This window comes from Mucilaginibacter sp. A3364 (assembly GCF_059690715.1).
Genome location: NZ_JCAWED010000001.1, coordinates 334,287 through 358,867, shown reverse-complemented (window position 1 = coordinate 358,867; position 24,581 = coordinate 334,287). Strand labels below are relative to the sequence as shown.

Below are 24,581 nucleotides of genomic sequence, written 5' to 3'. Positions count from 1 at the left end.
ATGTACAAACAACTCTTTACCATTTTTTTGCTGGGCGCGGGGCTTTTCCTGTTGGATGTTTATGTAAAACGCGGCTTTACCGCCGCTTTTAAAAAACGGGCCTTTGTCAATAAAAACTGGTTCAACGCGGTATATTACGCGTTCTCGGTTTTTGTTATTGTAAGCACTATTATTAGCATTTACCTGAAGATCCCGGTAGGTTTCCGCGCCGGATTTTTGCTGATATTTTTTGTGCTCAGCATCATCAAAATTACTTTCTTGCCCTTTATTTTAATTGATGATATCCGCCGACTCATTACCTGGGTCACCCATCGCGGCAGCAAACAAAACCCATTAAAGCCGGCCACTACCGAAACTAAAAAAGACGCCATACCCCGCTCAGAATTTTTGATGAAAGCGGGGCTGATCACCGGTGCTCTACCTTTAGCCGGTATAGGCTTCGGCATTATCTCCGGCGCTTATGATTACCGCGTGCGCAGGCAAACTTTGTATCTGCCTAACCTGCCTAAAGCTTTTGATGGCATAAAGTTGGGGCAGATCTCCGATATCCATTCGGGCAGCTTCTACAATAAAACAGCCGTTAAAGGTGGTGTTGATCTGCTGCTTAAAGAAAAGCCCGACTTCATTTTCTTTACCGGCGATTTGGTGAATGCCCGCACCAACGAGATGCGCGACTACCAAGATCTTTTCAGCAAAGTGCAAGCGCCACTGGGCGTTTATTCTGTTTTTGGGAACCATGATTATGGCGATTACGCTGATTGGTCATCGCCGCAGGCAAAAACAAAAAACCTGGCCGACCTGGTTACCACGCACAAAAACATGGGCTGGCATCTGCTACGCAATGCAAACCTACGCTTTAAAGTTGGTGGCGAAGAAATAGGTATTTTAGGCTGCGAAAACTGGGGCGAATTGACCCGCTTCCCTAAATATGGCAAAATGGAACCTACCCTGCAAGGTACCGATGATTTGCCCGTAAAACTTCTGTTATCTCACGATCCATCGCACTGGCGGGCGGAAATATTGCAAAAATATCCGCAGATAGATGTGATGTTTTCCGGCCATACGCATGGTATGCAATTTGGCGTGCGAACCGATGATTTTCAGTGGAGCCCGGTGCAATATGTGTACAAAGAATGGGGCGGCCATTACCAGGAAGGCCACCAGCAAATATATGTAAACACGGGCTATGGCTTTTTAGGTTTCCCCGGCAGGGTTGGAATATTGCCCGAGATTACGATATTTGAACTGCGATCTGCCCATAACCCCGCGCTTACCAAAACATAAACCGAAGTAAGGGGCCGGTAACCATATACCACACGAATGAAAAAACTCTTTAAGTCGGTTATTGATTTCCTGTTGTTCAGTAATGTTTTTATGGCGGTGTGCGCTGTCGCGCAGGCAATGGTTACGCTGCATTTAATTGGCGCCAAACCGGTAAACCTGGTGCTGGGCCTGTTGTTTACCTCAACTATCGGCATTTACAATTTTTCTATATTGCTTACCAAGCCCAAAGAGCCGCAAAAATCGCCTTGGGTGCGGGTGCGTTGGTTCTTCGCGCACGAACGGCTGATGATCACTATTACTATCATCACTATTTTGGCACTGGTGCCGCTGTTTTTCATGATCTCGATGGGCTCAAGGTTATTGCTGATATTCCTGGCAGTCCTGTCGTTCGCTTATAGTTTACCCTTGTTTACCATAGGCGATCAGAAATTTGGTTTACGCAACATACCCGGCCTAAAACCATTTTTAATTACCCTGGTATGGACGGGCAGCACCGTGTTACTACCCATACTGGAGGCGCAGGACATGCACCTTACCGACATATCCATGCGAGACACGGTTATCCTGCTTGCCAAGCGTTTTTTATTGATAGCAGCGCTAACGGTACCATTTGACATTCGCGACCTGTTTGAGGACCGTAAATCGGGCTTAAAAACCATCCCGGTAATGATAGGCGAAAAGAAAGCTTACCTTTTTTGCCAGTTTTTACTTGGCGGATATATTATACTGCTGTTCCTGTTTAAAAGCCATGGTTTTAATATTGATTTCTGGGCACTATCCATCACCGCATTTTTGGCCGGTTGGCTGATTTTTGAGTCGGATTGGAAAAAGGACGAATACTATTACTTTGTATATCTTGATGGGGTGCTGATATTACAATATGTAATGCTGGTTGCCTTTAACCTAATATTTTAAATGGCCGCCAACTACGATAACTCGGCCTGGTTTTACGACCGGTTATCGCGCGTAGTTTATGGCAAAGCTATCATTGAGGCACAGGTTTACCTGCTGCAACATATCCCCCCAAACAGCAACATCCTTATAGCGGGCGGCGGTACCGGCTGGATACTGGATGAGCTAGCGCGATTACAACCCACAGGACTAAAGATCACATACGCTGAAGTATCTGCCAATATGATCGCGCAAGCAAAAAAGCGAAATTTAGGAAATAACGACGTGGTTTTCGTCAATAAACCTGTAGAAGAAATAACTGCGAATGAACCTTATGATGTTGTCATCACCGCTTTCCTCTTCGATAGCTTTTTGGATACTACCATGAAAAAGGTATTTGCCCACCTGCACCAGCAACTAAAACCCCAGGGCCTTTGGCTATATGCCGATTTTGAACCTACGGATAAATGGTGGCAAGCCGCTATGCTTAAAACCATGCTGTTATTTTTCAGGGTTTTATGCGGGATAGAATCATCGGCGCTGCCGGATGTTAATGCGGAGTTTGCGCGGTATGAGTACGGGGTAAAGAGTGAGAAAAGGTTTTATGGGGATTTTGTGGTGGCACGGGTGATGAAGTTGCTTTTATAAACGAGACTCCTACGGAGTCCTAATTCAATATATCATTTCTATAAACACGGCGCTCCTAATAGAGCGATATGTTAGCTATTATTTTGAATTCTCGCCTTAAAACGGCTCCGTTAGGAGCCACGTGTTTATAGCAACACAGAACAACAAAAAAGGCTCCGTTAGGAGCCTCGTAATATCATCTAAACAGATCACGCATAAGCAAACTTATACCCAATACCACGCACGGTTTGCAGGTACTGCGGATAATCCGGGTTGGTTTCAATCTTTTTACGTAAACGAACGATGTGCATATCCAGCGTACGGGTATTTACATCGGCATTGTAGCCCCATACTTCCATCATCAGTTCTTCGCGGTTTATCACCTTGTTTTTGTTTTTCAGGAAGTATAGCAAAATGCGGTTCTCCAAAATGGTGAGCTCAATTTTGCGGCCATCGCGAATCAACAGGTGGGTATTAGGATGATGCTCCATGTTGGCGAAAGTGTAAGTTTCGCTCTTCTCGTTGTTGAGGGTAAACTTGATCTTGTTTTCGATCAGTGCTACCAACACATCCATGTTAAAAGGCTTGGTCACATAATCGGTAACGCCAAACTGGTAGGCGTTAATTTTGTCAATATCCTGCTCCTTGGCGGTGGTCATAATGATTACCTTATCAAACCCTTTGGCGCGGATGTTGGCACAAACCTCTGATCCTTGTTTGCCGGGCAGCATCCAATCCAGTAGCACAATATCCGGTTGCTCGGCCAGTATCATGGTTTCCGCTTCGTCGCCGTCGGCGGCTTCAAACACTTTATAGCCCTCGCTCTGCAGGCGTTCGGCAACTAAAAACCGCAGGTTTTCGTCGTCTTCAACAAGCGCAATTTTTATCTCTTTGTTCATAATTTAGTTTTCGTAAGGCAGCGTAACAATAAACTCCGATCCCTGGTCAACCTTGCTTTTTACAACAATGTCGCCATTTAAAAAGTTTACCAGTTCCTTGCAAAAAGCAAGCCCCAGGCCTACGCTGCCGTTTTGGTTATATTGATTCTCTAATCTATAAAATTTCCTGAATATATTTTTCAACTCATTTTTTGGGATACCGATGCCCTTGTCCGCAAATGAGAATACGATAGTACGCTTCTCCAGCGTGATATTAATATACAACTCCTTATTTTGCGGGTGCGAATACTTGTACGCGTTCTCTATCAGGTTTTGAAATACGCTGCCTAACAATACCACATCGGTCGAAAAATACTCCACCCCTTCAATATGATACCCCAGCTTAAACTGCGGATACTTGATCTTGAACGTATCGATATACCCCTTCACAAAGGGCCCTATCTTGATCTTGTCCTTCTTGATTTTGATAGATTTATTTTCCAGCTGCGTGAAGGATAGCAGCTTATTCATCAGCTCGTTCAGTTTGTCAGCCTCTTCATCCAGTATTTTGCCATAGTGTTTGCGCTGCCGGTCGGTCAGCTCATTATCGCCCTTAAGGTTTGAGCCGGCAATTTTGATAACGCTTACCGGGGTTTTAAACTCGTGGGTAAAGTTGTTAATGAAATCATACTGCAGCTTAAACAGTTTAAGGTTAACGCTCAGGTTACGGTAGATCAACCAACCCACCAGCACAAATAAGCAGTATACGCCCAGTATAACCACACCAATAGGTGTAAAGCGGTCATTGATCTCGGCGGTCAGGTAATCGCGCGGGGATGAAAAATAGAGCTTATAGTCCGACATCGCGCCCAGCAAAGCTACCTCATCGGTAATAATTTTAGAGTGGTCGATATCCGGCGGATCATACACCACCTGTTTAATAGATATATTCTGGTAAAGCTCAGGGTGCGTGTTTTTTATTTTTAGCGATTGCGGATCAAGGTGAAACGCAAACATGTTTTGCCTGTAAAACGACTTGCCCCTGCCGCTGGCCAGCATCTCGCTGTATACTTTCAGGTCCTCGTTGTTAGGTACATTGAGATAGCTTATTTTTCCCGGGCGGATATTGTAAAAAGTTTTAAAAGGCTCATCAGCCCCCGGCCCCCGCAGCGTATCATAGTTGGCGATAAAATCGCTCAGGTTATCGGCCGTTTGCCTGAAATCACTCTCGTTAATAACCGCCTCGTTTTTGGAGTGCTTAAGCGTATCATTTTTAGGGTAGAACTGAAAAGTGCCCCTTAAATTAATAGCTAGGTTGTTTTTAGGGTTTGTTGCCGCGGCGGTATTACCTACAGTTAGCTGGAAAAAAACAATTTTCCGTACAAAGTTATAATTGCTGAAAACAGAATCGGCATACTTAGCGGCCGAGGCCGAGTCCAACAAACCGGAGTAAGATGTTATTTCGGGAATTTTGTTAGAGAAAAAATCCTTGTAGGATACAACCGTTTGCTCGTAAACGTTATTTTTTTTGGATGCAAAATCATTCTCAACATTTTGCGCCGTAATGCGGTACCCCACAATAATGGCAAACACCAGCGTAACCGTTACTAATATTAAAAAAGCAACAATGAGCGAGTAGTTTTTTAAATAAACATTATTGGGCGATTTCATAACCCCGCGTTAAGGTTTATGCCTCATATTATCATCCAGGAACTTTTCGATAGCAGCATACACCTCGGTACGTTTACGTTCGCCTGCCGACGATCCGCGTTCGCTGTTATCTAACATATAAGTTACCTGTACGTTGCGTTTCTGCAATTCACGAACATAGTGATTTAGTTCGGTAATATTGGCACGCTTATCTTTCATATCCTGGAATATAAAGATAGGCACTTTGGGTTTATCAGGGTGAAACACCGGCGATATGGCACGTAGTTTATCAGCATCCTTCTCCGGGTCGCCAACGGTTTCGTACATACGTTGCAGGGTGGCCTTGGCATAAGGCGGCACGTTTTTTACGTAAGTAAACAGGTTTACCAAACTGTTTTGCGCGATGGCGCAGTTGTACAGGTATGGGTTAAATGACACGCCATGCAATGCCGAAAACCCGCCAAAGCCCCGGCCAAAAATGGCTATCTTTTTTGGGTCGGCAATTTTATTGGTGATCAGCCAGTTTACCCCGTCGGTAATATCCTGCTGTATTTTGCCACCTGCTTCTTTAAAGCCGGCCGCGTAAAAAGCCTTACCATATCCGCCCGAGCCACGGTAATTTACGTGCAACACGGCATATCCCCTGCTGGCCAAAAACTGCGCGTCGGCATTATAGCCCCATGAGTTTCGGGCGCCCAGGGGGCCGCCATGTGGCATTACCACTACCGGCAGGTCTGTTTTATCATAGCCTTGCGGCAGGGTGAGGTATCCGTTTATCAGCAAGCCATCGGTAGCATGGTAGCTTATAGGCTGCATCGGCGACAAATCCTCCGGGTTCAAATCAGAGTTTGAGGTTAGCTTGGTCAATTTATTGGTTGGCCTGTCGTATAAATACACGGCGCCACGGTCACGATCGGTATAGGTGTTTACAATAAAGCGTGCTTCCGCCGTGTCCTTATCACCAATATTAACCTCGCTACCGTTGGTTAACTGGCCCAGGGTTTTGTACAGTTGCTCAACATCCTTATTTAAAAAATGCTTTTGCGGCTTGGCATCATCCCACGAGGCAAAATCAACCCTACGTTTGCTTTTTGAATAGTCAACCCAGGCAATATCCACTTTATCGCTGGCGTATATAACACGCACTTCCTTACCGTTATCGGCATCTACCACCACAAAAGCTGCCTTATCACGGCCAACGTTGGATAGCGCGTAGAAGTAATTTTTCTCCCCTGTAAAACCAATAGGCCTAACCGTGTTACGGTAGTTGTTTTTGATGATGGGCTTAAAAGGTTTGTTTTCGCTTTCGCGGAAAAGCAGGGTTTCGTCAACCCCGTTTGATGCTTTTACCAGCCGTATCTTACCATCAGCGTCCGAGAACCAATCCGTCACATTACCCGGATTGACCAGGTAAGGCTTCAGTTCGCCGGTTTTTACGTTTAAACGGAATACGTCATAGTTTGCCGTATCGCGCTTGTTCATGGCTATGGTATATATATCGGGTTCGTTGCGGGTTCTGTAAAGGGTGCGGATATCTACCTTGGTTTCCGTCATTAACTGGGTAGTTTTTAACGAGGCCACATCCAATGTGTACATAATGCGTACATCATCGGGCAAAAACTCGGTAAATAATATCTGGTTAGCGTAGGTCCAGTTGTAATTGCCTACACCGTGGCCGTCGTCCAGTTTGGTGGCGGCAACTTCTTTACCATCCGCCAGCGATTGGATAAATAGGTTGCGGGTGTTGTGATACTCCTTGCTTTTTTTAATGTAGGAGATATACTTGCCATCGGGCGATATTTTATAAAAGCTCTTCTCCGGCTGTTTGAAAAATTCGCTCACAGGTATTTCATTCGCCCTTTTGTCCTTACAGGAAAAAACAGCGAACGCTATAAAAAGCGAGGTGATCAGTCGTAAACTTTTAAGCATGGGTATTAAATGCAGCGTAATGTTGGTCAAAATATATAATTTACCTAAGGTATTTAAATATGTCACTACAATTTTACCCTATTGTAACGTTATTATTATTCGGCATTTCAATGCATTAACATTAGCAATTTTATAGTTAGTTTTAACAAATATGAAGCGCATTATTTGGTTTATTTTATTGGCTACGTTTGGCATTACGCAGGTACGTGCCCAGGTAAACGAGCAATTGTTGCTGGCCCGCCAGTACATGACCAACGGCGAACCCGCCAAAGCTTTAGAGATATACCAGAAATTATATAAGCAGGATAACGACGCCTACTACAGCCAATACATAAGCGCCCTTACCGAACTTAAAAAGTTTGACGAAGCCGAAGATGTTGCCAAAAAAATGGCCCGTAAATACCCTAAGATCGCGCGTTATACTATTGCTTTGGGCGCGGTTTATTCGCAAAACGGCGGTACCGAAAAAGCGAAAGAATTATATGATAACCTTGTAAAAAACCTGCCCGAAAGCCAACCCGAAATCACCGACCTGGCTATGCAGTTTTACCAGGTATCAAATGCCGATTATGCGATAAAAGTTTTCCAGGCCGGCCGTAAAAAACTAAACAACGACGCGCTGTATACTAACGAACTGATAACCCTTTACCGCTTTAAGCGCGATAAGGTTAACATAACCGAGGAGTATTTAAACTTTTTACCCAATAACCCGGGCTTTATAAGCCAGGCTCAGTATACCCTGTCGACCGTTTATGAAGGCCCGGCCGATTATGACATGCTGCGCATTGCTTTGCTTAAGCGCATACAAAAAGACCCGCAACAGGTTATTTATGTCACGCTGTTAACCTGGCAGTTTTTGCAGCAAAAGGAGTTTGACCAGGCGCTTAACCAATCGCTGGCGCTAAGCCGACGCACCAATAGCGATGGCAGCGATATTTACGATCTGTGCCGCACGCTGATAGGCAACCAGGCTTATGATGCTGCCATACGCGGCTATGAATACATTGTAGCCAAAGGCAAAGAAAACCCGCTTTACATAGCTGCCAAAATTGAACTCATCAACACCAAAAACCTAAAAGTAACAGCCGGCAAATATACACCCGAGGATCTGGTAAGCTTAGAAAAAGATTACCTTGACCTGCTCACCGAATTTGGCCGCAAACCCGGCACTGCCTTCGCCATGCAAAAGCTGGCCAACCTGGAAGCCTTTAAACTGCATAAATTGAACGAGGCACAAAAAGTGCTGGAAGATGCCATAAACATAGCCGGCATGCAACCTGATCTGTTGGCGGCCTGTAAGCTTGACCTCGGCGATGTGTACCTGCTTAACGGCCAACCCTGGGAAGCCACATTATTGTACGGGCAGGTTGAAAAGGAATTCCCCAACACCAACATGGGGCAGGATGCCAAGTACCGCAACGCTAAATTTGCCTACTATACCGGCGATTTTAAATGGGCCAAAGCGCAGCTGGATGTTTTGAAAGCAGCCGTTACGCAGTTGATAGCTAATGATGCGCTGAATCTTTCGTTATTGCTGATGGACAATATGGCTGCCGATAGTACAGGTGGGGCCTTGAAAATGTATTCGCAGGCGGATATGAAGATATTTGCGCAGGAGCCTGAGAAGGCTATGTTGATACTGGATAGCATCAACACCAAATTCCCTAACAATACTTTGGAGGATGATATATCCATGAGCAAGGCACGCATCCGCATACAGCAAAAAAATTACACCGAGGCTATTACCTATTTAAAAAAGATAGCAGACAGCCACCCTACCGAACTTTGGGCCGACGACGCAGTGTTTATGTTGGGCGATATTTATGAAAATCAATTGAATGATAAAGAACTGGCGAAAGGCTTCTACCAAAAAATTATAACCGACTATCCCGGCAGTTTGTGGATAAATGATGCCCGTAAGCGATTCCGCATTTTAAGGGGCGATAAATCTGATGGCGTATTGTAACTTAATTAGTACATTTGCCGTATGATCATATACAACGAAACCATTATTGTTGACGAAGGCGTTCATCAGCAATGGTTAAGCTGGATACAAGCTGAATACATTCCACAAGTAATGCAAACCGGTCACTTTAAAAGCTACAGTATTTTAACTGTGCTCAACTCGCCTAACGAAGGGGTTACCTATTGTATTCAGTACCTTACTGATTCAATTGAAAACTACAATAATTTCAGCCGAGACCATATGCCAAACCTGCACGCCATCCATGCGCAGCGTTTCGAAAACAAGTTTGTGCTATTCAACACTTTAATGAAAACAGTAAATTAAACAATGAACTTTAAGAAAACCAGTATCGAAGGATTACTGATAATTGAACCGAAAATATTTACTGATAACCGCGGTTATTTTTTTGAGAGTTATAGCAAAACCAAGTTCGCCGAAGCTGGTATTGATGTTGATTTTGTACAGGATAATCAATCATTTTCGAGCAGAGGCACCGTACGTGCGCTGCATGGCCAGTCTGATCCTCACGCGCAAACCAAACTGGTTAGGGTAATACAGGGCCGGGTAATGGATGTGGCTGTTGATATCCGCAAAAACTCCCCTACCTATGGTAAATACGAAACCATTGAACTAAGCGCCGAAAACCAATTGCAATTTTTAATACCACAAGGTTTTTTACATGGCTTTGTTGCTTTAGAGGATGATACCATTTTTGCTTACAAGGTTGATAACTACTACGCCAAAGATTGCGAGATAGGTGTAATATGGAACGACCCAACCCTGAACATTGATTGGGGTATACCTGCTGATGAAGTGCTGACATCACCAAAAGATGTACTGCTACCGGAATTTAAAGACCTGGTAAGTCCGTTTTAATACAGAAAGATATATAATAACAACAAAGGCTATCCGCATTGGATAGCCTTTCTTTATTTATGCCTAATTGTATTATTTCGTTATCAGGTTATACAACTCATCCAGTTTCGGCGTCAACACAATTTCTATACGGCGGTTTTTGGCACGGGCATCAGCACTGTTAGCCGGGTCTATCGGCTGATATTCGCTTTTACCGGTAGCAGTTATGCGGTGCGGATCGATCTTTTCAACTTCGGTTAAGTAGCGAGATACTGATGTGGCGCGTAGTACGCTCAAATCCCAGTTGTCTTTTATCTGTCCCAGGTTACGTATCGGGTTGTTATCGGTATGGCCTTCAACTGCCATGTTGATATCAGCTTCCTTGTTTAACACGGCTGCCAGCTGTTTTAAGGCCGCTTTACCACGCTCGTCTATCACAATACTTCCCGACGGGAATAACAGCTTATCAGTCAAAGAAACATATACCTTACCATTGCGGATATCCACCGTTAAACCATTTTGCTGGAAACCTAACAGTGCTTTCTGTAATTTCTCTTTCAAAGCGTTAGTTGCTTCATCGCGTTTACGCAAAATTTCCTCCACCTCTTTCAGGCGCTGTTCGCGTTTTTTCAGGTCGGCAGATAGTTGGTTTACTTTGCTTGATGTATTGGCCAGGTTGGTATTGGCTGCGTCATAGTTATTTTTCAAACCGTTATAGCTGGCTTGCATATCGGCCAGATTTTTCTTCATGGCGGCTATCTCGCGGTGCAGGGCGGCGGTATCATAGGCCAGTTTCAGGCCTTGCTCTTCAAGCGCGCTGCTGCGTGCCATTAACGAATCGCGCTCGGCTAATAAACCTTTATACTTTTTGGGCGAAAGGATAACGCATGCGTTTAAGGTCATTCCCAAAAACAGGGCAAAAAATAAATACTTGATCTTCATGGTTACTAAGTTATTAAACTAAGGCGTTTCTTAAAAATACATTAAGCGGATATATTTTACCGCACAGTTCAGCTACTGTTTCGGCAGCATTTTTATCCAGCAACTGTTTGTTGGTTAAATTATGCATTACAATAAAGCTTTTCAGCTTTAGCAGCTCAATATGTTCGTTGTCGGCGGTATAATCGCGCGGCAAGGTTTTCAGCTTATCCTCCTGCTGTGTAAAATCGCCAAATAGTTTTACAAACTCCGGCTGCGTAATTACCTTAACCAACTCGTGGCCATTGTAGTCAATTTCCTGGCGGATGGCTTTCAGGTGATCAGCCTGGGGCATCCAGTAACCACCGGCAATAAATGATTTGCCTGGCTGCACATGGAAGTAATATTCGGCCCCGCCTAATTTAGTACCTGTAGTGGGCAGGCTTATACCAAAATTATTTTTATAAGGCGTTTTATTTTTGCTGAAGCGAATATCGCGATAGATACGCATTACGCATTTTTTGGGGTCGAGGTCAGGCGACAATGCGGGATCGGCCTTGTGTACCAGCTTGATCAGTTCGGCGGTAAATTCAACCACGTTTTCGCGGGCCTGCTCGTAGCGGGCCTTGTTATCCATAAACCAATCGCGGTTATTATTATTGGCCAGGTCGGCTAAAAAATCAAAGGTTTGCTTTTGTATCATCTACGTCTAAATAGGCTTGATAATGTATTTTGGGCGATAACCAATACAACAACAACACGCGCGATGCCCGGAAAATTACAGGAGCTAATATAAAGCATCCGCCAATAATAACCCCGCAATAAAGCCACGGGGATGTAGTATTTTCGGTAATTAAGTAGGTTAATAAGGCCAGCGTAACCGATGCGCCTACGTTAAGCGCGTAGCTTACATACATGGCTGCGTAAAAGTAGCCGGGCTCTATTTCAAAATACAATCCGCAATGCGGGCAGTTTAAATTGATCTTGTTACTGGTTAAGCTGTAGGGCCTACCGCTAAACATATCGCCGCGCCTGCATTTGGGGCATTTACCACGCCGCATAGCGCTTAGTTTGCCGGTTTTAGCCATGCGGGGCTGCTTAGTTTAAATGCAGTTTTTCGCTACGAATTTCCATAGCTATATTTTTGCGGCGATAGTTTTTGTACCATACGTATCCACCAATAGCAACAACCAGGTAAGGCGCGGCCAGCAGGTACATAATGCCGTTGTTTAACCCCTTGGTGGTATGCGAACCGCTTTTGGCGTTGGTTTCTACACTGGCGGTACAGGCGGCACATTGTGCTTTAACGCTTTGCACGCTTAAAACCATTACACCAAAGGCACATAGTACAAGTAATATTCGTAAACCTTTCATAGGTACAAAATTAAGTATTAAAAGTGATAGAATGGCTTTATCATTAAGTAAACCGCCACGCCGCTCACGGTAACAAACAACCATATCGGGAAAGCCCAGCGTACCAATTTGCGGTGCTTCTCCACCTGCATTTGCAGGCCACGGTGAAAGCTCAATAATATTAACGGCAAAACACCTGCAGCAAGTATAATGTGCGGCAAAAGTATCGCATAATAAACAAACCTGATAGATCCAACCGCGTCCTTTTCGCTTTGCGTTACAATACCATTTCCATCAGCATCTCCATACTTAGTGTCGGGCTTTAAATAATGAAGCAGAATATACGATACAAGGAAAACTGCCGACAGGCAAAAAGTAGTAACATTCAAATTTTTGTGAACTTGAATGTTTCCTTTTTTTATGTAATACAACGAGACGATCAATAGTATGCTGCAAATTGCATTGATAGACGCGTTTAAAGCGGGCAGATATTTTGTAAAAGATGGCATTACTGCCGGCGAAGGAATTATTTTGCTTTGTAAAATCACCACTACCAGTACTACTACAATGGTTACAACAGCTACGAAACGGAATATAAATTTATCAGTCATCGGGATAGAATCAAGAGTCAAGAGCCAAGAATCAAGACATCTTATTTGTTATTTATTTCTAATTCGAAACCTGGCTGTAGCCACCAAAAAATCTTGACTCTTGGTTCTTGATCATTGGCTCTCTAGTAGAGCGGTTTTTCTTTCTTACGCAGTTCTTCGGCTATTAATACTTTCAGCTCGTCGTCAAGGCGGGCTATTTCTTTATCAGCTGCCGCGGAATAATAACCGCGTATGCGTTTTTCTTTGTCAATCAATATCAGCTTATCGCTGTAAATAAAATTACCGTTGCCGGCGTTAAACGCGTTTACCAAAAAGCCTTTACGGGCAAGTGGGTAAATGCATGAGGTATCGCCGGTTAAAAACAGCCAGTTAACATTTGGCGCGTTGTATTTTTGAGCGTACTGTTTAAGCGCTTCAACACCATCGCGTTCCGGGTCAACCGTGATGGATACGAAAGTAACCATGCCGTTCTTTTTGTACTCGGATAACAAGGCTTTCAAATTATCGTTGATAGTTTTACTTACACCTTTATCGTGGGTATAAAAAAAGCCTGCTACAAATATGCCCTTGCTCAAGCTCGTATCGGTAACGTGCTGACCGTTCTGATCGGTTAAACTAAACCCGGGCAGATGGTGATAAATGGTATCGGGTATCTGCTTGCCGTGAAACTTGTGGAAGGTTTTTGCCACTTGTTTGGGGCCATAAAATGCCAATGGTTTATACCTGTTTTTTCCGCCTACGGTTAGTAAATAATATAAAAATCCTGGCAGCGCTAGTATGGCTGCCAGGATCATAACCTTTTTTGCGAGGCTTGATTTCTTCATTATAGCTTCAGGCTCAACCAGTGGTGACTTTCGTTAGTCAATACCAGGATCAAACCGATGATGAACAAAACAGGCACTGCTATCGAATAGATCAGGCCTACTTTTTCAAACTTTAAGTGCATAAAGTAAGCTACTATATAAAACGCTTTAGCCAGCGTTAATACAATATAAATAGGGTTGGCAATTTTTATATCCAGGTGACCGCCAGGCACCAGGTAAAGAGCGATAAAGAACTCGATAACGGTAATACCTAACAGGATGAAAAACACTTTCCATATAGCGCCACGGCTCATGCCTTCGCCGTGCTCGTGTCCTTCGTGTGCTTCTGATGTATGTGATGACATAATGATATATCTTTTAATGTAATTAAACTAAATAGAAGAAGGTAAATACGAATACCCAAACCAGATCCACAAAGTGCCAGTAAAGACCTACTTTTTCAACCATCAGGTAGCTTCCGCGTCTCTCGTAAGTACCAAACAATACGTTAATGGTGATGATAATATTGATGATAACACCCGTGAATACGTGGAAACCGTGGAAACCGGTAATGGTAAAGAACAGGTTGGCAAACTGCTGCGCTGTAACTTGCTGTGCAATTGCGCCCGGTTCGCCATTGAAAAACTCTTTTAACGTGTGCGCGTCTTTCGGGATACTTCCCCACCAAAAACCTTCGTGGTGTAAGTGTGTCCACTCTAAAGCCTGGCAACCCAAAAACATGAAACCACCAATAACGGTTAAGATCATCCAGTTAATAACTTCTTTTTTAGAGTTACGGTGACCGGCCTCAACAGCCAATACCATGGTTACCGAGCTCATGATGAGGATAAACGTCATGATACCTACGAATACCAGTGGCGCGCCATGCTCAATGCTGGTTAGCGGTACTGATTGGAAAATTTTATCGGCAGCAGGCCAGGTAGTTGCCCCGAAGCGTAATGCACCGTAAGAGATCAGTAATGACGAAAAGGTAAACGCATCCGAAAGGAGGAAAAACCACATCATCATTTTACCATACTCAACTTTAAACGGTGATTGACCGCCCGACCATGGTGTGTCTTTTAATTCATCAATTTTTGATACTGTAGCACTCATTTGTTTTAGCTTAAAAGTGTTTTTAAGATTGGTTCAAAAGTAAAAAAACATACAGATAAATCCATATAATATCGACAAAATGCCAAAAAATAGAGGATAACTGCATATTGTGTAAAATTTTAACCTGTGGCTTGTTGCTGGCACTTAAATAATAGGTGTAACCCAACAGTAAAACCCCGGCTATAATGTGTAAAAGGTGTGCCCAGGTAAACACATATACAAATGACTGGGCCGCGTTGGCATTAATAAAATAAATGCCGTTTTTAATCATCTGCCCCCAGCCATATACCTGGATTATAAAGAACACTATACCTAACGCTATGGTTAGTAATAAAAAAAGCCTTTGCTTTTCAAACTGTAATTGTTTCGCGGCGCGCGATGAAAGGTACATGGTCGCGCTGCTTAATATGATCACCAGCGTGCTGTATCTGAAAGCACTTGGCAATACCGTATTTAAAGCATGGTCCTTTCCGCCTATATATACAATAAAACCACTGGTTAATGCCGCAAAGAACATGAACGATGTGAATATGAATATCCACATGTTAAACCTTTTGGCGCCCAGGTTTTGTTTATCTTCTGTTTGTTGTATCTGTGCCATCATTTCACCTTCTCTATAAAATCAAATAAAAACATGAGTTGCACAACCGGCAACCAAAAAAAAGAGCCGAACATCAGCTTGCGTGCCTCGGGTATTTGCAGAGTACGCAGCAGCATAATGGCTTGGTATAAAAAGTACAGGCTGCATACTAACGATACGCCGCCTACAAAGTAACCGCCGAAACCATAAATAGTTGGCAGCAAGCTTACCGGTACCAAAATCACGGCAAATATAACGGTAATTACGGCGCTTCCTCTGTCACGTTTTTGTGTAGGTAACAGTCGGAAACCGGCCAGTTTATAATCATCATCCAATACCCAGGCAATGGCCCAGAAATGAACGAACTGCCATACAAATTGTATGGAGAATAATATCAAAGCGATCTCATCAATGCGGCCATGTGGCTGCCCCGCAACGTAACCTATCAAGGCAGGCAATGCGCCCGGTATGGCACCAACAAACACCGCTATAGGCGATTTGCGTTTCAGCGGTGTGTAAGCGAATGCATATAATATGATAGAGAACACCGATAGTAAACCCGTTAATAAGTTTAGCGTACCTAGCAAATAGGTGCCTGCTATACCCATTCCTAATCCTAGCACTAAGCCTTGGCCTGTAGTCATACGGCCGGCGGGCATTGGGCGGTCCATGGTGCGCTTCATCAGTTTGTCTAGGTCAACCTCTATTACTTCGTTAAAGCAGTTAGCGGCAGCGGTTACTAAAAAGCCGCCGGCTACCAGTTTCAGCCAGTTTATCCACATGGTGGCGCTGTAAAGCGATCCCCAGGTATTGCCGCCATTAGCTTTTACGGCGATGATAAACGATATAGATGCCGAGAACACTACCAAAAAAGTAAGGCGGAACTTGATCAGTTTTGAAAAATCGCTAAACTTCATCGTGCCCCTCCCTGTGTACTAACTGATCTGTATAAATTCAACAGCAAATAAAACTGCGCGCCAAACACCAGGCTGGCCAATAATATATGTGTTGCCTGCGCCACCGGCGGCAAAGCAAAATATGATAACGCTATACCGGTAACCATTTGCAAGGCTATCATCAAAAATGTAAAACTCATGATCTGCTGTTGTAACGAGTGGCGGTTAAAGCCACGGCGTACCAGCAGGTATAATAAAATATTCAATATCAAAACAGCTACTGCCACATCGCGGTGCTGCGTAAACACATCGCCTGCATTTTGGATCCATGTTGACCGGTAGCCGCCTTGTAAACGGTTTGATACGGCGTCAATTTTCTCGCGCGTTTCGGCACCAAAGGTTATCTGGGCGGTGGTTAGTACCAGGGCTGCTATGGTTAATATCTGCGTAGCGGCGTTAACACGTAAAGCAGGTCGGCCTGCTACCCTTGCCAAATGGTAGGTAGCGATGCAGATAGCCAGTATGGCTAACGCTAAAAGCAGGTGTACTGTAATGATCCAGGCAACCAGGTTGGTTGATACCACGATAGATCCTAACCAAGCCTGAAAAGCTATCAGCACCAAATTAAAAATGCTTAAAAAAGGTATCAGCCTGTTGCTGTCGCGATAGCTGAATGAGAAAAACGCGGTTAACAATAAAAATATGCCCGATGCTGCGCCTATCAGCCTGTTCACATACTCGGTCCAGGTGCGGGCGGCGTTAAACTCTTCGGGGATAAGTATTGACTTGTCCTCGCGCAGGCGTTTCGCCAGATCGGTATAACCAAAAACATCTAAAGTATGGGCAAAGCGTTCGTTCTTTTTCATGCGGCCTTCTACATACTTCTGTTTGTAGTCAGCGGGCAGGTCGTTAACGCTTACCGGTGGTATATATCTTCCGAAGCATTTTGGCCAATCCGGGCACCCCATCCCCGAGCCGCTGCTGCGCACTACGCCACCTGCCAGTATCAAAACAAACAGCAGGATGATGCTCAAAAGATTGAAGGTTTGAAATTTGCTCTTAGACGTGGTTTTGCTCATCGATATATCTCTAACAAAATAGGGTACCCTTTTATTAATTTGAAGATTTGAAGATTTGAAAATGATTGCATTTTCAAATTACTTCATTTTCAAATCTTCAAATTAAAGGAGTACCCTAAAAATATCAGCTGCTAAAGTAAATTACTTTACTTCTTCGTTAGCTTGGTTTGCGCTCTTCCATTTGGCCAGCTCCTCTAACGCAGCAGGATTATCTTCAAAATCGTGCGGCAAGTTTGAGCTCATGGTTTCAGACAAAGGTGTGATCTGCGATATAAAATCGTGCTCGGCACCAGGCTTGCTGTAATCATATGGCCAACGGTAAACTGATGGAATTTCGCCCGGCCAGTTACCGTGTATACGTTCAACAGGAGTAGTCCACTCCAGTGTATTTGATTCCCAAGGATTTTGAGGCGCTTCTTTACCCCAGAAAATTGAAGTAATGAAGTTATATGCGAAAGCTACTTGAGCTAAGGCCGAAATAATCGCCGCCCAGGTAACAAACATGTTTACTGATAACCAACGTTGCATTGAAGCAAACTCGGTGAACGCGTAGTAACGACGTGGCACACCATCCAAGCCCATAAAGTGCATTGGGAAGAATACCAGGTAAGCACCGATGAAAGTTAACCAGAAGTGCAGGTAACCTAATTTCTCGTCCATTAAACGGCCGAACATTTTAGGGAACCAGTGATAAACACCGGCCAACATACCAAATATAGCCGCCGAGCCCATTACCAGGTGGAAGTGAGCAACAACGAAATAAGTATCGTGTAAGTTGATATCTAAAGCAGCGTTACCCAGGAATATACCGGTTAAACCACCAGAGATGAAGAACGACACCATACCGATAGCAAATAACATAGCAGGCGTAAACCTGATGTTACCGCGCCATACCGTGGCCAGCCAGTTAAATGTTTTTACTGCTGATGGTACCGCGATGATCAATGTAGTGATCATGAACACACCGCCCAGGAACGGGTTCATACCCGTAACAAACATGTGGTGACCCCATACGATAAACGATAATACGGTGATACCGATCAATGAATAAACCATCGCGTGGTAACCGAAGATCGGTTTACGTGAGTTTACCGACATGATCTCGGAAGAGATACCCATCGCCGGCATAATTACGATATATACCTCAGGGTGACCCAGGAACCAGAACAAGTGTTGGAACAGGATTGGGCTACCACCTTCAAAAGGCATTACTTTACCGTTAACTACGATATCAGACAAATAGAAGCTGGTACCGAATGAACGGTCGAATATTAATAATACAACACCTGCAACCAATACCGGGAACGCTAATACACCTAAGATGGCGGTCAGGAAGAAAGCCCAGATAGTTAAAGGCATTTTCCAAAGGTCCATACCTTTAGTACGCATGTTTAATATAGTACTAACGTAGTTGATACCACCCATTAATGATGATGCTACGAATAATACCATACTGATCAGCCATAAAGTCATACCCATACCCGAGCCCGGCATAGTTTCCGGAACGGCAGATAGTGGCGGGTAGATTGTCCAGCCACCGCTGGCAGGGCCTTTTTGTACAAAGAATGATGACAACATGATAACGCTGGCCAAAAAGAAGAACCAGTATGATAACATGTTCATGAATGGCGAAGCCATATCACGCGCACCAACCTGTAATGGAATTAATAAGTTACTAAATGTACCGCTCAAACCTGCAGTTAATACAAAGAATACCATGATGGTACCGTGAATAGTAACTAATGACAGATAGAAATCCGGGTTTAAACGACCTTCCGGCGCGAAACGGCCTAATAATGTTTCCAACAAAGGGAATGCATGATCAGGGTATGCTAATTGTATCCTGAAAAGGATAGATAAAATCATGGCGATGAAAGCCATGGTAATACCTGTGATCAGGAATTGCTTGGCAATCATTTTGTGATCCTGGCTAAATACGTATTTAGTCAGGAAAGTATCGTGATGATGCTCGTGACCCTCTTCGTGATGTCCTACTCCGTGATCGTGAACTGCTACTGTTGACATATGGCGAATTAATTATTTAATGCTAACCTTTTGTTATCTGAATTATTAGTGGTACCGGCTTCGGCTAATTTTAACTCCGTGCGCAATGCAGGGGTTAAATAAGGTTTTTGCTGGCTCACCCATTTGTTGTACTCTCCTTCGGATACTACGCGTACCACTTTTTGCATGTTGAAGTGGTTAGCTCCGCAAATTTTGTTGCAATAAACGGTATACTCAAATGTAGGGTCATCCATTTTTTTGCGCATCTCTTCGGTAGTATACTTAGGTATAAATTTGAAGTAGGTTGGCAAGCCCGGTACCGCGTTAAGCTGTACACGGAAGTGAGGCATATATACAGAGTGTATAACGTCCTGAGCTAATATGTTTAAACGCACTGATTTGTTAACCGGCAGATACATGGTATCAGCAGCCAAATCGTCAAAGCTGTTTTTGTCTTGATAGTTGATACCCAATTTATTTGTACCGGTAACTAAACGGTAGTTTTTATTACCTAATTTACCATCGGCACCCGGGTAGCGCAGATCCCATGCAAACTGGTGACCGGTAATATCTACGTCGATTGACGCTTTTTCACCTTTAGCATCCGTGCTATCGGTTACCTGGCGCCAGGTAAAGAAACCAAATATTACCAACACGGTTAGCACGATAGCCGGAGCAATTGTCCAAACTTTCTCGATAGTGTTGTTATGCGGTAAGAAGTAAGCTCTGCGTTTTTTGTTATATCTGTAGATAAACAGGAATACAAATAATAATATCTGGGTAACCACAAACACGATCATGGTAAGGGTGGTGGTAGTCCAGAACATGCTGTCTATCTTCTCGCCATGTACCGATGCCGAATCAGGCAATATCATAGCACCTTGTACTGCAAACTCCCAGTAAGCGCCTATCATACCTGCTACCAGGAACAGGATACACATTACGCCCATCAGGGTATTCCAGTTGATGCCTTTTTTGCCTTGAATTTGCTGGCTCAGGTCATACACCCTTAAAATTTTACCTATAACTGCTACTGATATGCATACCAGGAAAAACAGCGCTAAGTAATAGCTTACGCTTAACCAGTTAACGCCCGGTTTTTCGGCGCCGGCGGCAGTTGATGCTGCTTCAGCCATTACCACGTTGGTGCCGAAAAGCATCATCGCAGATAACAGTGAAAGCAATTTTTTAGAATCTATTAATCGTTTGAATCCCATTGTATTATTGTATTTGGTATTCTTTAGTTTGGTTGCAAATTTAACAATTATTATATGTGATGATGTAAGCTCTCCTGCAGGAACGGGTGTTTAACCGGGATAAGCGATTTAAATTTGCTTAAAGCGTTAAACGCCAGGAAGGTAAATAAACCTGCAAAGCCTACAAATACACCAGCTTCTAACCAGCCAATCTCAGTATACCAGTGTGAGGTAGGGCCTACAGTACCCGGCATGATCATCATAAAATAATCTAACCAGTGGCCTACGATCAAAATGATACATACAACTTTTAACACGCCGGTTACACGTTTGCTATCGCGCATCATTAACAATAATAGTGGTGCAAGGAAGTTGATCACGATGTTAAACCAAAACCATGGTTTAAACTCGGGCTCCCATCTTTTGTAGTAGTAAACAACCTCTTCAGGTAAGTTAGCGTAGTAGATCAGCAAGAACTGGGCAAACCAAAGGTAGGTCCAGAAAATTGAGAAACCGAACATTAACTGGCCTAAGTTGTGCAGGTGATCCTGGGTGATCCAGCTTAAGTAACCCCACTTGCGCACAGTGATAATGATCAACGTCATTACCGCTAAACCGCTTACCCACATGGCAGCAAAGTTATACCAGCCAAACAAGGTCGAGAACCAATGCGCATCCAGTGACATGATCACGTCGAAAGCGAAGATCGGTGTGGTGAAACCAAAAATAACCAGGAATATACAAGCAGCTTTAAAGCTTCTCTCGTAGTTAAACATGCCACCTATCTCGTCCTCATTCAATGAGTATTTAACCAGGTAGTAACCAAAAATGGCATATACACCCAGGAATATTACTAAACGACCGATAAAGAAAGGCACGTTCAAGAACGATGATTTACCTGCAATGATAGCATCGTAATGCTCGCTCTTAGGATCGCTAAGACCATGTGCTGCCCATACTTTATATAAGTAAGGCGCATGTACTACCTCGCCGTGGTGGTTTGTTGTTTCGTGTTGTAACGCTAAACCTGCTACCGCGATAACTACTAATATAGTAGCAGCAATAGGTATCACTTTAATAAAAGCCTGTGGCACGCGCAGCAATGAAGCCGACCAACCGGCTTGTGCAACATATTGCACTGCGCAGAAGAATAAACCTGCTAAGCAAACACAGGTAAAGTAGTACGCCATCAGCAACAAATTTGCGAAGGTACGTTCACCCTGGTTTGTTAAAAATCCGATGGCAACAACAATAACACCAACAGCTATAGCAGCTAAGCTGTAGGTTTTTGCTTTGCTAGGAATTTCAAATTGTCCGTCAAAACTATTATGAGTCTTCATTAAATTTTAATTCTTATAAAGTTTGTAAATGGTGAACATACTGAACTACTTTCCAACGCTCCTGAGGATCAAGTTGCGATGCGTATGAGCCCATTGCGTTTACACCATAAGTAATGGTGTGGTATATTTTACCATCGTTAAGTTCTTTCATAGTACCACCACGTGATGATGCGCCGGTGTTGTAAGCCGGCGGCGGGCCGAAACCATGTTTGGTAACTTCACCATCGCCTGCACCATTAGCACCATGGCATGGCGAGCAAAACGTGGTGTATAGTTTTTTACCATCTTCAAGGTTAGCCGCGGTTAATGGCAGTGGGTTAACTACTGCGCCAGCTACACCTGCCGCGTCATATCCTGCACGTGAGGCAGGGAAATCAAAACGGGTGAAGCCAATTGGCGTAGTACCTGCAGGTGGCACCTGCGCGGTTTTACCATCTTTAAAGTTCGGATTTGCCTGATCCGGATCATAAGCAATGTGTCTATACATATTGGGGGCATATTCCCAACCGGTGCTTCTTTTATCCTTGCATGAGGTAATAACCATCGATGCAGCGATACCAACAACCGCTAAACCCAATATTCTAAATTTATTCATAGCTAACATATTTTCTGTCGTTATGCTTTATTTCTACAGCTCCCGCTTCTTTTAATAAATTAGTGATATCCTCATGAGGGATGTTTCCTTTAGCATCAATTGCGATAACAAAACGGTCATCAGTTGCACGCAGGTCCATCACACGTGGTGCACGGCCCGGGAACAGGTGCGTTGCGTAAAAGAAAGTAAACGTCATACCAAAAGCGGTAAACAATACGGTCCATTCAAAAGTAACCGGGATAAAATCCGGCACCGCGAAAAACGGTTTACCACCAATGTTCATCGGCCAGTCGCGTACCAAAAAGTAGTACACTAAGCTGAAAATGGTAGTACCACCCAAGCAACCGAACATGAACGCCGCGTAACCTAAACGCGAATCTTTAACGCCTAACTTGGCTTCAATACCGTGTATTGGCATTGGCGTATACACGTCATAGATCGGAACACTATTTTTTTGTAGTTTGTCAATCCCGTGCATCATATCATCGGGATCATCAAAAAGGCCTAATATATATTTTGTGCTGCTCATGTTATTTTACTCTTTGATAATCGTTTAAATCAACACTATCATATTTCTCTAATGACTCTACGTAGAAATCAACATGTGATTGATCTAAGTGGCCTTCGGCAATTAATTTTTTCTTAGCCTGCTCGCTTTGCTCTTTCAGTAACAATTTAACCTCAGCTATCGCGATAGATGGCAATACACGAAGGAACAACAGGAACAAGGTAAAGAATACACCTATTGAACCGATGAATACGCTCACGTCTATCCAGGTTGGGTAAAACATGGCCCAGCTTGATGGGATGTAGTCACGGTGTAATGAAGTAACGATAATTACGAAACGCTCAAACCACATACCGATGTTCACTACGATTGACAGTACCCATGAGAAGGCAATGTTGGTACGTAGTTTTTTGAACCAGAACAGCTGCGGGCTGATTACGTTACAGCTCATCATGCTCCAGTATGCCCACCAGTACGGACCGGTAGCACGGTTAATGAAAGCGTATTGCTCGTACTCAACGCCCGAGTACCATGCGATAAAGAACTCGGTGATATAAGCCACACCTACTATCGAACCGGTCAAGATGATGATCTTGTTCATTGATTCGATGTGGAACATGGTGATATAGTTTTCTAAACCTAAAACCTTACGTGTTACCAGCAACAGGGTTTGCACCATGGCGAAACCAGAGAAGATAGCACCCGCAACGAAGTATGGCGGGAAGATGGTAGTGTGCCATCCCGGCTCTAACGATGTCGCAAAGTCCATTGATACGATGGTGTGTACCGAAAGTACCAGTGGGGTTGATATACCTGCTAATATTAATGATACGGTTTCAAAACGCTGCCAGGTTTTTACTGAACCTGTCCATCCGAATGAAAGGATAGAATAGATACGGCGGCGTAAGCCTTGCGCACGGTCGCGGATGGTAGCGATGTCAGGCAATAAACCGGTGTACCAGAATACTAATGATACCGAGAAGTAAGTCGAGATCGCGAATACGTCCCAGATCAGCGGCGAGTTAAAGTTAACCCATAATGAGCCGTACTGGTTTGGTAATGGTAATGAGTAAACTGCCATCCACGGGCGACCCATGTGTGCTACAATGTATGTAGCGGCGCAGATTACCGCGAAGATGGTCATCGCCTCGGCAGAACGGTTAATAGAGTTACGCCATTTTTGACGGAACAGTAATAATACCGCCGAGATCAGCGTACCGGCGTGACCGATACCTACCCACCACACGAAACCGGTGATATCCCATGCCCAGCCTACAGTTTTATTTAAGCCCCATGAGCCTATACCGAACCAGAAGGTCCAGCTTACCGCGAACACCCAAAGCAAAGCGCCCAATGATGATACAGTAAAGCCAATCCACCAGGCTTTGTTTGGCATATTTTCAACAGGAGCCAACACCTCGTTCGTTATCTGAGCGTAGGTGATGTCCTTTCCCGTAATTAACGGTTCTCTTATTATTGATTCACTATGATGTGACATATAT

Annotated in this window: 26 protein-coding genes; 6 read left to right on the top strand and 20 right to left on the bottom strand. The window is 43.9% G+C overall.

From position 1 onward, the window contains the following. The 3 genes from AC59JT_RS01495 to AC59JT_RS01485 are packed head-to-tail and all read left to right on the top strand — an operon-like array spanning position 1 to position 2,823. Entirely contained in the window at positions 1-1,284 is a 1,284-nt protein-coding gene (locus AC59JT_RS01495; protein WP_497395415.1) for a metallophosphoesterase, read from the top strand. Positions 1,285-1,320: 36 nt separating this feature from the next. Beyond that, positions 1,321-2,199 carry a UbiA prenyltransferase family protein gene (locus AC59JT_RS01490; RefSeq protein ID WP_497395413.1) on the top strand — a complete coding sequence of 293 codons (879 nt, stop codon included), beginning with the start codon at positions 1,321-1,323 and terminating at the stop codon, positions 2,197-2,199. After that, positions 2,200-2,823, top strand: a complete 624-nt coding sequence (locus AC59JT_RS01485; RefSeq protein WP_497395411.1) for a class I SAM-dependent methyltransferase — start codon at positions 2,200-2,202, stop codon at positions 2,821-2,823. 188 nt (positions 2,824-3,011) lie between these two features. Here the strand turns inward: AC59JT_RS01485 and AC59JT_RS01480 are convergent, their stop codons facing one another. The 3 genes from AC59JT_RS01480 to AC59JT_RS01470 are packed head-to-tail and all read right to left on the bottom strand — an operon-like array spanning position 3,012 to position 7,172. After that, on the bottom strand, positions 3,012-3,701 hold the full coding sequence (locus tag AC59JT_RS01480; protein ID WP_497395409.1) for a response regulator transcription factor: 690 nt from the start codon (positions 3,699-3,701) through the stop codon (positions 3,012-3,014). Between the two features lie 3 nt (positions 3,702-3,704). Continuing rightward, positions 3,705-5,351, bottom strand: coding sequence for a sensor histidine kinase (locus AC59JT_RS01475; protein ID WP_497395407.1), 1,647 nt, complete (start codon positions 5,349-5,351; stop codon positions 3,705-3,707). A gap of 9 nt (positions 5,352-5,360) precedes the next feature. Continuing rightward, the gene (locus AC59JT_RS01470; protein WP_497395405.1) at positions 5,361-7,172 is read right to left on the bottom strand and encodes an alpha/beta hydrolase family protein; all 1,812 of its coding nucleotides are present in this window, start codon (positions 7,170-7,172) and stop codon (positions 5,361-5,363) included. 238 nt (positions 7,173-7,410) lie between these two features. Here AC59JT_RS01470 and AC59JT_RS01465 point away from each other — a divergent pair, with 238 nt between their 5' ends. The 3 genes from AC59JT_RS01465 to rfbC are packed head-to-tail and all read left to right on the top strand — an operon-like array spanning position 7,411 to position 10,101. Beyond that, complete coding sequence (locus tag AC59JT_RS01465; protein ID WP_497395403.1) at positions 7,411-9,225, top strand: tetratricopeptide repeat protein; 1,815 nt, start codon at positions 7,411-7,413, stop codon at positions 9,223-9,225. A 21-nt stretch (positions 9,226-9,246) separates the two neighbouring features. After that, on the top strand, positions 9,247-9,549 hold the full coding sequence (locus tag AC59JT_RS01460) for a DUF4286 family protein (protein ID WP_497395402.1): 303 nt from the start codon (positions 9,247-9,249) through the stop codon (positions 9,547-9,549). Between the two features lie 3 nt (positions 9,550-9,552). Then, positions 9,553-10,101, top strand: coding sequence for a dTDP-4-dehydrorhamnose 3,5-epimerase (gene rfbC, locus AC59JT_RS01455; RefSeq protein ID WP_497395400.1), 549 nt, complete (start codon positions 9,553-9,555; stop codon positions 10,099-10,101). 72 nt (positions 10,102-10,173) lie between these two features. On the opposite strand, the gene AC59JT_RS01450 is transcribed toward rfbC, so the two are convergent. From AC59JT_RS01450 to nrfD, 17 genes are all read right to left on the bottom strand, one after another. Then, positions 10,174-11,022 carry an OmpA family protein gene (locus AC59JT_RS01450; RefSeq protein ID WP_497395398.1) on the bottom strand — a complete coding sequence of 283 codons (849 nt, stop codon included), beginning with the start codon at positions 11,020-11,022 and terminating at the stop codon, positions 10,174-10,176. A 13-nt stretch (positions 11,023-11,035) separates the two neighbouring features. Further along, positions 11,036-11,701: a DUF2461 domain-containing protein gene (locus tag AC59JT_RS01445; protein WP_497395396.1), complete on the bottom strand. Its 666-nt coding sequence runs from the start codon at positions 11,699-11,701 to the stop codon at positions 11,036-11,038. Beyond that, positions 11,679-12,086: a DUF983 domain-containing protein gene (locus tag AC59JT_RS01440; RefSeq protein WP_497395394.1), complete on the bottom strand. Its 408-nt coding sequence runs from the start codon at positions 12,084-12,086 to the stop codon at positions 11,679-11,681. Before AC59JT_RS01440 ends, AC59JT_RS01445 begins: the two co-directional genes overlap by 23 nt. A 10-nt stretch (positions 12,087-12,096) precedes the next feature. Continuing rightward, on the bottom strand, positions 12,097-12,372 hold the full coding sequence (locus tag AC59JT_RS01435) for a hypothetical protein (RefSeq protein ID WP_497395392.1): 276 nt from the start codon (positions 12,370-12,372) through the stop codon (positions 12,097-12,099). Positions 12,373-12,389: 17 nt separating this feature from the next. Then, positions 12,390-12,962, bottom strand: coding sequence for a DUF420 domain-containing protein (locus AC59JT_RS01430; RefSeq protein ID WP_497395390.1), 573 nt, complete (start codon positions 12,960-12,962; stop codon positions 12,390-12,392). Between the two features lie 122 nt (positions 12,963-13,084). Continuing rightward, a complete protein-coding gene (locus AC59JT_RS01425) occupies positions 13,085-13,786 on the bottom strand; it encodes an SCO family protein (RefSeq protein ID WP_497395388.1) in 702 nt (233 codons plus the stop codon). Continuing rightward, entirely contained in the window at positions 13,786-14,130 is a 345-nt protein-coding gene (locus AC59JT_RS01420) for a cytochrome C oxidase subunit IV family protein (RefSeq protein WP_497395386.1), read from the bottom strand. Before AC59JT_RS01420 ends, AC59JT_RS01425 begins: the two co-directional genes overlap by 1 nt. Positions 14,131-14,152: 22 nt before the next feature. After that, positions 14,153-14,881: a cytochrome c oxidase subunit 3 gene (locus AC59JT_RS01415; RefSeq protein WP_497395384.1), complete on the bottom strand. Its 729-nt coding sequence runs from the start codon at positions 14,879-14,881 to the stop codon at positions 14,153-14,155. Between the two features lie 22 nt (positions 14,882-14,903). Next, positions 14,904-15,485, bottom strand: coding sequence for a cytochrome c oxidase subunit 3 (locus tag AC59JT_RS01410; RefSeq protein ID WP_497395382.1), 582 nt, complete (start codon positions 15,483-15,485; stop codon positions 14,904-14,906). After that, positions 15,482-16,378, bottom strand: coding sequence for a heme o synthase (cyoE, locus tag AC59JT_RS01405; RefSeq protein WP_497395380.1), 897 nt, complete (start codon positions 16,376-16,378; stop codon positions 15,482-15,484). The genes AC59JT_RS01410 and cyoE overlap by 4 nt, the downstream gene beginning before the upstream one ends. Further along, on the bottom strand, positions 16,375-17,391 hold the full coding sequence (locus tag AC59JT_RS01400; RefSeq protein ID WP_497395378.1) for a COX15/CtaA family protein: 1,017 nt from the start codon (positions 17,389-17,391) through the stop codon (positions 16,375-16,377). The genes cyoE and AC59JT_RS01400 overlap by 4 nt, the downstream gene beginning before the upstream one ends. Before the next feature lie 186 nt (positions 17,392-17,577). Then, on the bottom strand, positions 17,578-19,461 hold the full coding sequence (locus AC59JT_RS01395) for a cytochrome c oxidase subunit I (protein ID WP_497395376.1): 1,884 nt from the start codon (positions 19,459-19,461) through the stop codon (positions 17,578-17,580). 8 nt (positions 19,462-19,469) lie between these two features. Beyond that, the gene (locus AC59JT_RS01390; RefSeq protein ID WP_497395375.1) at positions 19,470-20,657 is read right to left on the bottom strand and encodes a cytochrome c oxidase subunit II; all 1,188 of its coding nucleotides are present in this window, start codon (positions 20,655-20,657) and stop codon (positions 19,470-19,472) included. Between the two features lie 50 nt (positions 20,658-20,707). Further along, positions 20,708-21,976, bottom strand: coding sequence for a quinol:cytochrome C oxidoreductase (locus tag AC59JT_RS01385; RefSeq protein WP_497395373.1), 1,269 nt, complete (start codon positions 21,974-21,976; stop codon positions 20,708-20,710). 13 nt (positions 21,977-21,989) lie between these two features. Beyond that, on the bottom strand, positions 21,990-22,580 hold the full coding sequence (locus AC59JT_RS01380) for a c-type cytochrome (RefSeq protein ID WP_497395371.1): 591 nt from the start codon (positions 22,578-22,580) through the stop codon (positions 21,990-21,992). Continuing rightward, a complete protein-coding gene (locus tag AC59JT_RS01375; protein WP_497395369.1) occupies positions 22,564-23,100 on the bottom strand; it encodes a DUF3341 domain-containing protein in 537 nt (178 codons plus the stop codon). The genes AC59JT_RS01380 and AC59JT_RS01375 overlap by 17 nt, the downstream gene beginning before the upstream one ends. 1 nt (position 23,101) lies before the next feature. Continuing rightward, a complete protein-coding gene (gene nrfD, locus AC59JT_RS01370) occupies positions 23,102-24,577 on the bottom strand; it encodes an NrfD/PsrC family molybdoenzyme membrane anchor subunit (RefSeq protein WP_497395368.1) in 1,476 nt (491 codons plus the stop codon). Positions 24,578-24,581 lie beyond the last annotated feature (4 nt).